Origin of the sequence: Pseudovibrio sp. JE062 (genome assembly GCF_000156235.1) — a bacterium.
Taxonomy (GTDB): Bacteria; Pseudomonadota; Alphaproteobacteria; order Rhizobiales; family Stappiaceae; genus Pseudovibrio.
Genome location: NZ_DS996808.1, coordinates 118,658 through 132,105, shown reverse-complemented (window position 1 = coordinate 132,105; position 13,448 = coordinate 118,658). Strand labels below are relative to the sequence as shown.

At 53.1% G+C, this 13,448-nt stretch carries 12 protein-coding genes; 5 read left to right on the top strand and 7 right to left on the bottom strand.

Annotated features, from left to right (window positions below; translation table 11 throughout):
• The first annotated feature begins 2 nt into the window (after positions 1 to 2).
• Positions 3 to 1,688, top strand: coding sequence for a D-lactate dehydrogenase (gene dld / locus PJE062_RS10620; protein ID WP_008549333.1), 1,686 nt, complete (start codon positions 3 to 5; stop codon positions 1,686 to 1,688).
• A 27-nt stretch (positions 1,689 to 1,715) separates the two neighbouring features.
• Here dld and PJE062_RS10615 read toward each other — a convergent pair whose 3' ends face one another.
• The gene (locus PJE062_RS10615; RefSeq protein ID WP_008549262.1) at positions 1,716 to 2,714 is read right to left on the bottom strand and encodes a LacI family DNA-binding transcriptional regulator; all 999 of its coding nucleotides are present in this window, start codon (positions 2,712 to 2,714) and stop codon (positions 1,716 to 1,718) included.
• A 110-nt stretch (positions 2,715 to 2,824) separates the two neighbouring features.
• On the opposite strand from PJE062_RS10615, the gene PJE062_RS10610 reads away from it, so the two are divergent.
• From PJE062_RS10610 to PJE062_RS10595, 4 genes are all read left to right on the top strand, one after another.
• A complete protein-coding gene (locus tag PJE062_RS10610) occupies positions 2,825 to 3,355 on the top strand; it encodes a gluconokinase (RefSeq protein ID WP_008549178.1) in 531 nt (176 codons plus the stop codon).
• 43 nt (positions 3,356 to 3,398) lie between these two features.
• Complete coding sequence (locus PJE062_RS10605; RefSeq protein WP_008549437.1) at positions 3,399 to 4,418, top strand: TRAP transporter substrate-binding protein; 1,020 nt, start codon at positions 3,399 to 3,401, stop codon at positions 4,416 to 4,418.
• Positions 4,419 to 4,496: 78 nt separating this feature from the next.
• Positions 4,497 to 5,036 carry a TRAP transporter small permease subunit gene (locus PJE062_RS10600; RefSeq protein WP_008548877.1) on the top strand — a complete coding sequence of 180 codons (540 nt, stop codon included), beginning with the start codon at positions 4,497 to 4,499 and terminating at the stop codon, positions 5,034 to 5,036.
• On the top strand, positions 5,033 to 6,361 hold the full coding sequence (locus PJE062_RS10595; protein WP_008549446.1) for a TRAP transporter large permease subunit: 1,329 nt from the start codon (positions 5,033 to 5,035) through the stop codon (positions 6,359 to 6,361). Before PJE062_RS10600 ends, PJE062_RS10595 begins: the two co-directional genes overlap by 4 nt.
• Positions 6,362 to 6,497: 136 nt before the next feature.
• Here the strand turns inward: PJE062_RS10595 and PJE062_RS10590 are convergent, their stop codons facing one another.
• The 6 genes from PJE062_RS10590 to PJE062_RS10565 form a co-directional block, all read right to left on the bottom strand.
• A complete protein-coding gene (locus tag PJE062_RS10590; protein ID WP_008549229.1) occupies positions 6,498 to 7,046 on the bottom strand; it encodes a thioredoxin family protein in 549 nt (182 codons plus the stop codon).
• A 157-nt stretch (positions 7,047 to 7,203) separates the two neighbouring features.
• Positions 7,204 to 7,581, bottom strand: coding sequence for a carboxymuconolactone decarboxylase family protein (locus PJE062_RS10585; protein ID WP_008549335.1), 378 nt, complete (start codon positions 7,579 to 7,581; stop codon positions 7,204 to 7,206).
• A gap of 14 nt (positions 7,582 to 7,595) precedes the next feature.
• Complete coding sequence (locus PJE062_RS10580; protein WP_008549138.1) at positions 7,596 to 9,047, bottom strand: NAD-dependent succinate-semialdehyde dehydrogenase; 1,452 nt, start codon at positions 9,045 to 9,047, stop codon at positions 7,596 to 7,598.
• Positions 9,048 to 9,156: 109 nt separating this feature from the next.
• Positions 9,157 to 10,830, bottom strand: coding sequence for a BCCT family transporter (locus PJE062_RS10575; RefSeq protein WP_008548862.1), 1,674 nt, complete (start codon positions 10,828 to 10,830; stop codon positions 9,157 to 9,159).
• A gap of 104 nt (positions 10,831 to 10,934) precedes the next feature.
• Positions 10,935 to 12,401, bottom strand: coding sequence for an aldehyde dehydrogenase (locus PJE062_RS10570; RefSeq protein ID WP_008548861.1), 1,467 nt, complete (start codon positions 12,399 to 12,401; stop codon positions 10,935 to 10,937).
• Complete coding sequence (locus tag PJE062_RS10565) at positions 12,401 to 13,447, bottom strand: LLM class flavin-dependent oxidoreductase (RefSeq protein WP_008549425.1); 1,047 nt, start codon at positions 13,445 to 13,447, stop codon at positions 12,401 to 12,403. Before PJE062_RS10565 ends, PJE062_RS10570 begins: the two co-directional genes overlap by 1 nt.
• Position 13,448: the final 1 nt, after the last annotated feature.

The following is a 13,448-nucleotide window of genomic DNA, read 5'->3' as shown; positions in this document are numbered from 1 at the left end:
TGATGACCAACGCAGAACTGATCAAGCAGTTTGAGAGCATCGTTGGCAGTCGCCACGTTCTCAGCGATCCAAAGAAAACAGAGCGGTTCCGAAAAGGGTTCCGCTCTGGAGAAGGGGAGGCCATCGCAGTTGTCCGCCCCGGCACATTGCTGGAGCAATGGAAAGTTCTGGAAGCCTGTGTTGCAGCTGACAAGATCGTCATTATGCAGGCAGCCAACACCGGACTTACCGAAGGCTCGACACCGAAGGGTGTGTATGAGCGCGATGTGGTTCTTATTAACACTAACCGCATGACCCAGATCCAGCCACTGGATGACGGCAAGCAGATCATCAGCTTTCCCGGCTCAACCTTGTTCGAGCTGGAGAAACTGCTGGAACCGCTCGGTCGTCAGGCCCATTCGGTCATTGGATCATCCTGTATCGGTGCGTCTATCATCGGTGGTGTCTGCAATAACTCCGGTGGATCACTGGTCAATCGCGGCCCGTCTTACACCGAGCTTTCTCTTTTTGCGCAGCTCAACGCAAATGGTGAGCTGGTGCTGATCAATCACCTCGGCATAGAGCTTGGCAGTTCCGCTGAAGAGATCCTCACCAATCTGGAAAACGGTAGTTACACATCCGCAGATGTGAAGGACACCAACCAGAAAGCTTCTGATAGCGAGTATCACAGCCGCGTTCGTGAAGTCGATGCCTCAACCCCGGCCCGCTTCAACGCAGATAAGCGGCGCCTTTATGAGGCCAGCGGCTGTGCAGGTAAGCTGGGTGTGTTTGCTGTTCGTCTGGATACGTTCCCCAAAGCTGGCGCAGAAAAGACTTTCTACATCGGCACAAATGATCCAGCTGAACTGACAGAACTGCGCCGCCATATCCTCTCGCATTTCGAGAACCTGCCGGTTTCCGCGGAGTACATGCACCGCGAAGCCTACGACATCTCAGAGAAGTACGGCAAAGACACCGTGGTGATGATCAATCATCTTGGTACGGATCGCTTGCCTATGTTCTTTGCACTCAAAGGTGCAATGGATGCTTATCTGAACAAGATCAGCTTCCTGCCCAAGAACCTGACAGACCGCTTTATGCAGGTGCTGGCAAAAATCTGGCCAAGTGTGCTGCCAGAGCGCATGACCCAGTATCGTCAAGACTACGAACATCATCTCATCTTGAAGATGAGCGATGAAGGGATTGATGAGGCAGGGGGCTTCCTGAAAGACTTCTTTGCATCTCGCTCAGGGGGCTATTTTGAGTGTGACGCCACCGAAGGCAAGATGGCAGCGCTTCACCGCTTTGCCGCTGCCGGAGCAGCGGTGCGCTACAAAGCCGTTCATGGTGATGCTGCTGAAGATATTCTCGCACTGGATATTGCTCTGCGCCGCGATGATCGCAGCTGGTTTGAGCAACTGCCTGACCACATCGAAGACAAGCTAATCCACCGTCTCTATTACGGGCACTTCATGTGCCATGTGCTTCATCAGGATTACATCGTGAAGAAGGGTGTTGACGTGGCTGCACTCAAGCAGGAGATGCTTGAGATTCTGGACACCCGTGGTGCGGAGTATCCAGCAGAACATAATGTCGGGCACATCTACAAAGCCAAACCGGATCTGGTCGAGTTTTACAAATCAATCGACCCAACAAACAGCTTCAATCCGGGACTGGGCAAAACATCTCGCTGCAAACACTACCACTGATTAAAGGGCCAGAGTGACTGCTCTGGCCTAAGACCTTCTAGTGCTCTCGCGCACGCAGATATGATAGCTCAGATCAACAATTGGATCAGTCGGCGCATCTTCTTTGCCAATCACCATCGCACCTGCCAATCGACCGATTTCGCGCAGGTTCGTAGAGACTGAAGTAACGCTCGGAACGGTTTCTGATGAGACGCCCAGATCGTTAAAGCCACAGATACCGAACTCTTCCGGTACCTTGATCCCACGACGCTGACACTCAAACAAAACACCAATCGCCAAGTCATCGTTGTTGCACAAAACCGCGTCACACTCTGGAAATTGCGATGTCAGCTTGCCGAACAATGTACCCCCTAGTTGTACATTGGAGGGCTTGTTGGTTACCGCGATGCTCTTTTCCTGCAGCTCACCATTGGCTTTGATCGCCTTCTTGAAACCTGCCAGACGCTTTTGAGCACGAGGATCCATCTGTGCGCCCATAAAGCCGATGTTTTTGTAGCCTGAATCGATGAGATGCTGCGTTGCTGTTTCAGCTGCCTTGTCGTGAGAGAACCCAACGATCTTGTCGATTGGGTCTTCGCTGATGTCCATAATCTGAACAACAGGAACACCCGCATTTTCAAGCATCTGCTTGGTTTCGGGGGTTTGCTCGATACCGGAAATAATCACACCTGAGGGAGTAGGGTTCAGGAATGAACGCAGGATACGCTCTTCTTCCAGCGAGTCGTAGTTGGTGTAACCGATCTGCATGTTGAAGCGCGATCCATACAATGAGTCGCTGATTCCCCCGAGCACATCTGTGAACACGTTGTTCGAGATGGAAGGGACCATGACCACGATGGAACTGGACTTATTTGACGCTAGAGTAGAAGCGGATTGGTTCGGCACATAGCCAAGTTTTTTCACAGCAATTTCAACTTTTGCGCGCAAAGCCTCCGACACCTTTTCCGGTGAGCGAAGAGCGCGGGAAACTGTGATTGCGCTAACTCCAGCTTCTCGTCCAACATCTACAAGCGTCGGTTTTGGCATCAAAAAATACTCCCTATTCCTGAGCGCCTTTTTAGATATTTCAGATACCCCTTGCAAAATGATTGCGCAATCATTTATGATCAAATTCTCTTAGGAGGAAAACTAGGGCCGTGGAAGACTATAAAAAATCAGTATTTGTCGTCATGGGTGTTTGTGGCGTCGGAAAAACTTCAGTGGCACGCGCTTTGGCTACGTGTTTACCGGCGACCTATGTCGAGGCCGATGATTTTCATCCTGAAGACAATATTGAAGCAATGGGCCGGGGGCATCCGTTAACGGATGAAATGCGCCGGCCTTGGCTGAACGATCTTTCACAAGCGATTGTTGACCTGTCCAAGCAAGAGGCAACACCTGCTGTTGTTGTTGCATGCTCCGCTCTCAAGCGGTCGTACCGCGATATCATCCGCAGCTACGTGCCTCATGCCTGTTTTATCTTCCTTTCAGGATCAAAAGATCTCATTCGCGAAAGAATGGTGAATCGGCAGGATCATTTCATGCCGCTTGAGCTGCTCGACAGCCAACTGGAAATCCTGCAGCCCCCGTCATCTGACGAGCTGCACATAAACATCGATGTGAGTGGCGCCAAAACTGAAATCATCAATCAAATTTTGCGCCAAATCATGCCGGAAACTGTGGCCTGAGGTCACCAATATACTGAATACTCTTCAGGGAGGTACTGTGAGTATGAAACTTTTGAAATTTGCAGCTGCAGCAGTGATTGCAGCATCCACCGCAACCACGGCACTTGCAGCAGATTTTTCGCTGCGTTTCCAGTCTTCTGACCCAGCTGGTAACCCAAACTTTGAACTGCAGCAGGCTTGGGCAAAGCGTGTAGGCGTTCTCACCAATGACCGTGTGAACATCGAAATGCTGCCAGTAGGCACCATCGTTCAGCACACTGAAACTCAGGACGCTGTTGCTGCAGGCATCATCGACGGTCACATCACCGACACCTCTTACTTCACCGGTAAAGACGCTGCTTTCGGTCTGATCGCTAACCCAGTTGGTGCTTACGGCTCTCCTTCCGAAATGCTGAACTTCATGGAGTACGGTGGCGGTAAGCAGCTGATGAACGAACTGCTGAACCCATATGGTCTTCAGTTCATCGGTGCAACAACCCCAGGTCTTGAAGCTTTCATTTCCAAAGTTCCACTGAACGGCGTTGAAGACCTGAAAGGTCTGAAAATGCGCGCACCTGAAGGTCTGGTTCAGAACGTATTTGCCGCAGCTGGCGCAGCACCTGTGAACCTGCCTGGTTCTGAAGTATTCACCGCTCTTGATAAAGGCGTGATCGACGCAGCTGACTACACTGTGTTCTCCACCAACCACCAGCAGGGCATGCACGGCGTAGCTGGCCACCCAGTGTACCCAGGCTTCCACTCCATGCCACTGGTTGAAGTTTCCATGAACAAAGCAACATGGGACACAATGCCAGCTGACATTCAGGCAATCCTGGAAATGTCCGTTCGTGACTACGCACGTGACATCACCGCTCAGCTTTCCATGCGTGACGCTGTTGCAGTGGCAGAAGCTATTGCAGATCCAAACATCACCGTTCACAACTGGTCTGCAGAAGAACGTGCTAAGTTCCGTACAATCGCACGCTCTCAGTGGGAAAAAGTTGCTGAAAAATCTGAGAACGCAAAACGCGTTTACGCGGTACTGTCTGCTTACCTGAAAGAGCAAGGTCTGCTTGCTGAGTAAGCCGATTTTAATCGCGTGAAACATACCGGACCGTCAAATTCCCCGACGGTTCGGTACCTAGCGGGGGAGGCAAGGTGAATGTCAGATCAAGAAGACAAGGACAAAGGCCAAAAGGCCATACCTGAAGCAGGTCTGTTCGGGAGCATAATAGCAAAATTCGGCACGCTGTTTTCACTCACAATCGTATTGTCTGCTGCAATTCTGATTGTTGAAGTCGCAATGCGATATCTGTTTAACTCACCGACCACCTGGGCCCATGAAACCGTTATCTTTTTGACGGCGACAACATTCCTGTTTGGTGGTCTTTACTGCGCATCTACGAACAAGCACATCCGTGTGGTTCTCATCTATGATGCACTTTCTCCCGAAATGCGGCGCGTTTTCAACGTTGCCATTTCCGTTGCCTGTGCGCTCGCCAGTGCCTTGTTCTCCTGGGCAGGTTGGCTCGTTGTGAAGCGCGCAATCTGGACACCTTCCGGCGACTTTCGTCTGGAGACCTCCGGTTCGGCATGGAACCCGCCAACACCAGGTCTGCTGAAGCTGTTCCTGCTTGGCATCCTCATTCTTATGTGCCTGCAATTTGCAATTCTGGCCGTCAACTACGCTAAGAAAAAATGACCGATTTACTCTTCCTGATCCCGGATTTTAAAGCTCTGGGCATCGAGGTGGCTACGCTTCTGATGTTCGGCTCATTGCTTCTCCTGCTGCTGACGGGCATGCCTCTTGCGTTCGTCACACTGCTGGTTGCTCTCATCTTCGCATTGGGCTGGTTCGGCCCCGGCGCGGTGCCGCTCATCGTCAGCCGCATCTTCAGCTTTGTGAACTCCTTTGTTTTCGTCTCAGTTCCCATGTTCGTGCTCATGGCCGCGATCCTTGATCGCTCGGGCATCGCCAGGGACCTGTTTGACGCCATGCGCCTTGTGGGTGGGCGCCTGCGCGGTGGTATCGCCATCCAGACACTTCTTGTGGCTGTTGTTCTGGCCGCCATGTCCGGCATCATCGGCGGTGAGGTGGTTCTCCTCGGCGTGATCGCCCTGCCTCAGATGCTACGCCTTGGTTATGATCGCAAACTCGCCATTGGCGTATGCTGCGCAGGTGGTGCACTGGGAACCATGATCCCACCATCCATCGTGCTGATCATCTATGGCCTGACGGCCAGTGTTTCCATTGGCGATCTGTTCACCGCAGCGTTCTTCCCGGGTCTGATGCTGGCGGCTATGTATGCGGCCTATATTCTGATCCGCGCCTACTCCAACCCTGAAGTCGCACCTATTCCAGAAGCGGGGGAGATCCCACTTTCCGAGAAGATCCGCCTTCTGAAGGGCTTGTTCCTGCCAATCCTCGTTGTAGTCTTCGTGCTCGGCTCCATCTATGGCGGCATCGCCAGCGTGACGGAAGCCTCTGCGATTGGTGTGCTCGGCGTAACTATTTCCACCATCATCCGCCGCGAGTTCACCGTGAAGCTCATCATGGGCGCAGCGAAGCAGACACTGTCTACCGTCGGTATGATCGTATGGATTGGTGTTGGTGCATCCGCACTGGTCGGCGTGTTCAACCTGATGGGCGGCATTCGCTTCGTTCAGGCACTGATCACAGGCATCTCTGATGATCCAACCATCGTGATCCTGTTCATGATGCTGATCCTGTTCGTGCTCGGCATGTTCCTGGATTGGGTTGGCATCGCACTGCTCACCATGCCGATCTTCGTGCCAATCGTCTCACAGCTTGGCTACGATCCAATCTGGTTTGGTGTTGTGTTCGCCATGAACATGCAAGTGAGCTTCCTGTCACCACCATTCGGTCCCGCCGCTTTCTACCTAAAGAGCGTGGCCCCACCCGACATAAGCCTCGGCGAGATCTTCAAGGCCCTGCTGCCTTTCATCATGATCCAGATCGTCGCCGTAGCCCTGCTGATCATCTTCCCAGGTATCGCAGTCAGCTAAAAACAATAATAACACCGCTGAACAAGAAGCCTGCGCCCCGCGCAGGCTTCTTTTGTTTTGGGTAGGGGAAGAGTTAAGCAAGCTGTGTAGCTGAAAGCATTTTCAGGCCACTAAACGCAAAATCAACATTATGGAACTAATTAATCCACTTAATTGAACAGCCCATGCTCGGCACTTGGTCCTTAGGTCCGGAGCCAGTTTCAGCAATCAAACGCATTGCGTTGAGCAATTCGGGTGTTCGTCCTGTGGGGTCATTAAACCCTGCATCATCCAGACGGCCGCGATACTGGAGTTCGCCTTTGTTGTTCAAACCAAAGAAGTCAGGCGTGCATACAGCACCATACGTCTTGCCGATGGATTGATCTTCATCGATCAGGTACGGAAACTCAAATCCATAGAGCTCCGCAAATTCTTTCATTTTTGCAGGAGAATCTGCCGGAACTGATCTGTAGTCATTGGACATGATAGCCAGCACGCTAAAGCCCTCTGACATCAAAAGCTTGGTGTCTGCCGCCAGTCGGTCACCAATCGCCTGAACATAAGGGCAATGATTGCAGATAAATGCGATCAGTAGACCATTCTCACCTATGTGCTCCGACATCGTAAAACCCTGCCCATCAGCATCTTTAAGCGTGAAGTCGGGAGCTTTCCAACCAAAATCACAAATCGGCGTATTCAGCAGCACGGTATGGTCCTCACAAGCAGTTTGTCTTGCTGAACCTTCTCATAACCCAATGACCAGTGTCTAGAATGAGAACTACGCTCTGCGTACGGAAATGAACGCAGAGCGTAAGCATAAGTCTAAATAGCGGAATGCGCTTCAGTCACTCTCAACTAAAGGCTCACAACTCCCCAGCTTCCTCCAGTACCTTCCTTGCACTGCGGAAGCAGTCTACTCCGGCGGGGACGCCGGCGTAGATGGCTACGATGTGGCAGGCGGCGCGGATTTGCTCTTTGGTGACGCCGTTGCGTAGAGCTCCTTTGCAGTGAAGTTCCCATTCGTGCATTTTTCCCAGAGCACCGATCATGGCCAGGTTCATGAGGCTGCGGGTTGGGGCGTCGATGGCGTCATCTCCCCAGCCAAAGCCCCAGCACCATTCGGTCATGGCTTCCTGAAACGGACGGTTGAAGTCGTCCGCTTTTGCCAGATTGGCTTCCACATAATCAGCGCCAAGGGTGGCCTTGCGTTGCTCAAGGCCTTTTTCAAACCGGTCAGACATGTACAATTTCTCTCTTAAACGCTGATGCAGATATATTTGATTTCGACGTAATCTTCGATGCCGTACTTGGAACCTTCACGGCCAAGGCCGGATTGCTTGACGCCGCCAAATGGAGCCACTTCCGTCGAGATCAGGCCGGTGTTCACACCCACCATGCCGTACTCCAGCTCTTCTGCCACTTTGTAGACTGTAGACAGATCATTGCTGTAGAAATAAGAGGCCAGACCGAACTCGGTGTTGTTGGCCGCTTCAATGGCTTCATCAACTTCTTTAAAGCGGAACAGTGGTGCTAGGGGGCCGAAGGTTTCTTCTCTCGCCACTTCCATTTTGCTGGTGACGTCTGACAAAACGGTCGGCTGGAAGAAAGTGCCGCCCTTGTCGCTGCGACCGCCGCCACAAACGACCTTTGCGCCATTTTCAAGCGCGTTGCGGATGTGGGATTCCACCTTTTCGACGGCTGCATCTGTGATGAGCGGGCCAATGGTGACGCCCGGCTCGAAGCCATCGCCAACTTTCATATTGCACACGGCTTCTGCCAGTTTTTTGGCAAAAGCCTCATAGACACCATCCTGCACGTAAATGCGGTTGGAGCAGACGCAGGTCTGGCCGGCATTGCGGAATTTGGAGATCAGTGCGCCTTCAACGGCCTTATCCAGATCCGCATCGTTGAACACGATAAACGGGGCGTTGCCGCCAAGCTCCAGTGAGAGCTTTTTGATCTGATCAGCGCTCTGACGCATGAGGATACGGCCCACATTGGTGGAGCCGGTGAAACTGATTTTCTGAACAATCTCGTTGCTGCACAACTCTTCGCCAACAGCAACCGCATCGGTTGATGGCAGGATGCTCAGCACACCTTTCGGAATGCCTGCCTGTTCGGCTAACAGTGCGAGGGCAAGAGCTGAGAGCGGAGTTTCGTCAGCAGGCTTCACAATCATGGCACAGCCAGCAGCCAGAGCTGGCGCGGCTTTGCGGGTGATCATGGCATTCGGGAAGTTCCACGGGGTGATCGCACCAACAACGCCAACGGGTTGTTTGATCACCATGATGCGCTTGTCTTCCTGATGACCCGGAATGGTATCGCCGTAAACGCGTTTGGCTTCCTCTGAGAACCACTCGATGAAGCTGGCACCATAAAGGATCTCGCCTTTAGACTCCGCCAATGGCTTGCCCATCTCTGCAGTCAGGATAGCAGCGAGATCATCCGCATTTTCGATGAGAAGATCAAACCAGCGGCGCAGGATCTGGGAGCGCTCTTTGCCGGTGCGCTTGCCCCATGCTTTTTGGGCAACTTTCGCCGCGTTGATGGCATCAACAACATCCTCGCGAGAGCAATCGGCTACGTTGGCAATCAGCTCTCCCGTTGAAGGGTTGTTGACCGCGAACGTCTTCTGGCGCGAAACAAAGCCGCCATCAATATAAGCACCGGATTGCAGCAGGTTGGGGTTGTTGAGCTTCAGGTCCATGGTGACACCTTTTGTCTTTCCTTGTAATCACGCTGGTTTTCATCACGCCGTAAAAGAATGGGGACCAGAAGATTTGGCCCCCATACTGTTCAATTTCCGTTAAATCGGGTCAGGCTCGTAGTTCCCGATCAAGCGTTGTGCCATCTGGTGGTAGCTTTTTCTGCTCATCTGCGATCGCACTTGGGTCCTGCATCAGGGACTTCACGATGCCCCATGCCATCAACACAACCAGTGCACTGATCGGCAGAGCTGCTGCGATTGCCGCTGTTTGCAAGGCAGACAGACCACCGGCAACAAGCAAGGCCGCAGCGACAACACCCTGAGCAACACCCCAGATGACGCGGTGCTGTTTTGGTGGATGTGCGTTACCCATGGACAGGATGGTGGTGATCACCAAAGTGCCGGAGTCAGAGGACGTGATGAACCATGTGGCCAGCAAGAAGGTGGTCAGCGCCGCGATCAGCCAGCTGATTGTGCCGTTGGAGGTCATCTGCTCAATGGTGCCATAGAGCGCGCCGCCAAGGTTCCAGCTGTTTACGGTGTCGATCAGACCTGCAGTGCCTACACCGCCCGGAGCATTCATCTCGATGAAGAGTGCGTTGCCGCCGAAGATGGTAATCCAAAGGAAGGCCATCACAGTTGGGACCAACATTGCACCGAACATGAACTCACGGATGGTACGGCCACGGCTGATGCGTGCGATGAACATGCCCACAAATGGAGCCCAAGACAGCCACCAGCCCCAGTAGAACATGGTCCAGCCACCCTGCCACTTCACATCGCCCGGCTCGCTTGCAGTCCAGAAACCCATGGACAGGAAGTGAGACATGTAATCGCCAACGGATGTCAGGAAGAAGCTTGCAAGCCACTGAGATGGACCAGCGAGTGCAAAGAACAGGATCAAAATCAGCGTTAGAGCGATGTTCCACTCAGACAGGATACGGATGCCTTTGCCAATACCGGAAACAGCAGAGAGCGTTGCGATGATGGAGATACCAATCACCAGCCCAATCTGCGTAAGCGTACCCGGATCAATTCCAAACAGCACGTTCAGACCGGCCGCCATCTGGTTTACGCCAAGGCCCATGGAGGTCGCGATGCCGAAAACTGTGCCGAAAACTGCCAGCAGATCAACAGCATGGCCAGCAGGACCGTAGATGCGCTCACCGAGGATCGGATAAAGAGCACTGCGGAACGTCAGCGGCAGTTTTTTGCGGAATGAGAAGTACGCAAGGCAAAGACCAGTGATGGTGTAGATGGCCCAGCCATGCAGACCCCAATGGAAGTTGGTTACGCGCACAGCATCCACTGCACGGTCCATGTTCATCTCGGTATGGCCAGCCATATCCGCGAACGGGTTGTTCGGGTAGCCCCAGCCTGCGGAGTTATCGAAGTAGAACAGCGGTTCTGCAACACCAAAGAACATGATGCCGATAGATACACTTGCGGAAAACAGCATTGCAAACCATGCGAAATTGCTGAATTCCGGACGTGCATCATCATCGCCCAGACGAATGGAGCCAAAGCGGCTGACCATCAGGCCGATACAGATGAAGAAGATGATCATGACTGAAGAGATGTAGTACCAGCTCAGCGCTGTCTCTACCCAGCTGCGTACCGCCCCATACAGCTGGCCAGCATAATCAACGTTCAGAATTGTAAACACAACGAATGCTGCGACCATTGCCTTGGCCGCAATCGACATTCCGTTGTGAAGCCCCTTAAAGAGACCGGTTTCAGCAACACTCAGTTCTCCCTGAGCCTGCTTGTTATCGGTAGCCATCGTTCCCTCCCTGGCTATGTTCGGGCATGTTGCCCGTGCCGGGTTCCACTCCGGCTTATCTACAGCCCCATTAACTGGGGTTATGGATGGGGTTCTCCTTTGTCTCAGCGCATCACGAATGGATCCGGGATCGGATCGTCTGACGTGCGCAGCCAGACTGTTTTGACTGTCGTGTAATCCAGCGCCGCCTGCAGTCCGCCTTCACGGCCATGGCCGGAGAGGCCTTGCCCCCCAAACGGAGCAACTGGCGAAACAGCGCGATAAGTGTTGACCCAAACGATGCCTGAGCGAATGCCTTTCACCATGCGGTGGGCGCGGGTCAGGCTTTTCGTGAAGATGCCTGATGCAAGGCCAAACTTCGTGTCATTAGCCATCTGCAGAGCTTCAGCCTCTGTCTCAAAGGTGAGGACAGAAAGCACCGGGCCAAACAATTCAGTTGTCACGCAAGGGGCATCTGGCACTTCTGAGCAATCCAGAATGGTTGGCGGGAAATAGAACCCGTCTCGCTCACAATCTGCACCGCCTGTCAGCAGTTTGGCACCAGCATCCACGGAAGCTTTGATCACCGCGTTGATGTGATCGCGCTGACGCTGACTACATAGAGGTCCAACCTCAGTCGCCATATCCTGCGGATGGCCGATGACAACGGCTTCAGCTTTCGCCTTCAAGCGTGCCAGGAACTCGTCTTTGATGCTCTTTGCGATAATCAGACGAGAGCCAGCAACGCAGCTTTGCCCGGTTGCTGCAAAGATGCCGGAGATCTGCGCATTGACCGCACTGTCGATGTCAGCATCTTCAAACACGATGAACGGAGATTTACCGCCCAGTTCCAGCGAAGTGCTGGCGAGGTTTTCTGCGGAATTGCGGACGATATGCTTGGCAGTTTCAGGGCCACCTGTGAAGGCAACATGGGCAACGGATGGGTGCGATGTGAGCACCTGACCGCATTCTGGACCAAAGCCGGTGATGATGTTGACCACGCCTTTCGGGAAGCCAGCTTCTTCAATCAGTTTGGCAAACTCAAGAAGCGGTGCCGGGCCTTCTTCCGATGCTTTCACAATCAGTGTACAGCCAGCAGCGAGCGCCGGGCCAATCTTAACCGCAGACAGGAAGAGCTGGTTGTTCCATGGAACAATCGCTGCCACAACACCTACAGGCTCACGGCGCAGCCAGACTTCCATATCCTGCTTGTCGATAGGAAGGTGAGCGCCTTCAATCTTGTCTGCCAGACCAGCATAATACCGATAGTAGTCCGCCACATACGCCACTTGCGCAGAGGTTTCGCGGATGATCTTGCCGGTATCCTGCGTTTCCAGCTGAGCCAGCTTTGGTGCGTTGGCTTCAACCAGATCTGCCAGTTTGTAGAGCAGCTTACCGCGCTGTGTTGCGGTCAGGCCGCTCCAGCTTGGATCAAAGAAAGCCCGTTCAGCGGCAGCAACCGCCCGGTTGACGTCCTCTGTCCGCGCCTCAGGCATTTCTGCCCAAGGCTGACCGGTTGCCGGGTCCAGACTTTGAAACTGTGCTGAACCCTCTTCAAAACGACCATCGATATAGTGCTGGAAGCGTTTCATCATGCATCCTTTTGGAAAGCAGGCATTACGTCGTTGATGAAGCGTTCAAGAGACGCTTTCTTACGCTCAAACGACATGCCGCTATCAATCCAGAATGAGTACTCGTCATAGCCAAGGTCTTCGTAGTGCTTGAGGCGCTCGATAACCTTCTCAGAGGTGCCAATCACGTTGTTGGTACGCATCTGCTCTGCGCTGTAGAACGGATGGTTCGCAATATCTTCGTCACTCAGCGGCTCAATGAGACCCTGTGTGATTGGACGCTCGTTTTTGAACCATGCACCGAAGTAGTTGTAGAAACGGTTGATCTCTTCAGCACCCTGCTGAACATCCGCATCATCTCCGCCAACATACGTGTGGCGCAGCAGCATGATCTTTGGACGTGGAACGGATGGGCTCTTCTCACAAGCATCGTTGAAGCGCTCCATGAGGCTTTCAACTTCGTCATCACCGTTCCAAAGCGGAGTCACCTGAACGTTACAGCCGTTTGCAACTGCAAAGTCATGGGAGTTTGGATCACGGGCCGCCACCCAGATTGGTGGGTGTGGCTGCTGCATCGGCTGCGGCGCAGAGGTGGTTTTCGGGAACTGCCAATACTCACCTTCATGGGTGTAGTCGCCTTCCCAGAGCTTCTTGACCGCAGGCACCAGCTCACGCATGCGCTGACCAGCTTCCCATGCATCAAGACCTGGCATCATCCGCTCATATTCGAAGCTGTAAGCACCACGAGCGATACCCAGCTCAAGACGGCCGTCCATAATGATGTCCGCCATAGCAGCTTCGCCAGCCAGCTTGATTGGATGCCAGAAGGGCGCGATGACTGTTCCAGTTCCAAGACGTACATTTTCAGTCCGCCGTGCCAAGTCTACAAGATTGATGAAAGGGTTAGGCGCAATGGTGAAGTTCATGCCATGGTGTTCACCAGTCCAGATCGCATGCATGCCGCCTTTGTCAGCGATCTCACAGAGCTGCAGAAACTCGTCATAGAGTTTTTGCTGACTTTCGTCTGCTGAAATACGTTCCAGATGGATGAATAGTGAAAATTTCATG

Coding starts and splice junctions, on each gene's coding strand:
- PJE062_RS10600 (WP_008548877.1), top strand. CDS start 4,497: ATGTCAGATCAAGAAGACAAGGACAAAGGCCAAAAGGCCATACCTGAA.
- PJE062_RS10615 (WP_008549262.1), bottom strand. CDS start 2,714: ATGCCAAAACCGACGCTTGTAGATGTTGGACGAGAAGCTGGAGTTAGC.
- PJE062_RS10580 (WP_008549138.1), bottom strand. CDS start 9,047: ATGGACCTGAAGCTCAACAACCCCAACCTGCTGCAATCCGGTGCTTAT.
- PJE062_RS10570 (WP_008548861.1), bottom strand. CDS start 12,401: ATGAAACGCTTCCAGCACTATATCGATGGTCGTTTTGAAGAGGGTTCA.
- dld (WP_008549333.1), top strand. CDS start 3: ATGACCAACGCAGAACTGATCAAGCAGTTTGAGAGCATCGTTGGCAGT.
- PJE062_RS10565 (WP_008549425.1), bottom strand. CDS start 13,447: ATGAAATTTTCACTATTCATCCATCTGGAACGTATTTCAGCAGACGAA.
- PJE062_RS10595 (WP_008549446.1), top strand. CDS start 5,033: ATGACCGATTTACTCTTCCTGATCCCGGATTTTAAAGCTCTGGGCATC.
- PJE062_RS10605 (WP_008549437.1), top strand. CDS start 3,399: ATGAAACTTTTGAAATTTGCAGCTGCAGCAGTGATTGCAGCATCCACC.
- PJE062_RS10575 (WP_008548862.1), bottom strand. CDS start 10,830: ATGGCTACCGATAACAAGCAGGCTCAGGGAGAACTGAGTGTTGCTGAA.
- PJE062_RS10585 (WP_008549335.1), bottom strand. CDS start 7,581: ATGTCTGACCGGTTTGAAAAAGGCCTTGAGCAACGCAAGGCCACCCTT.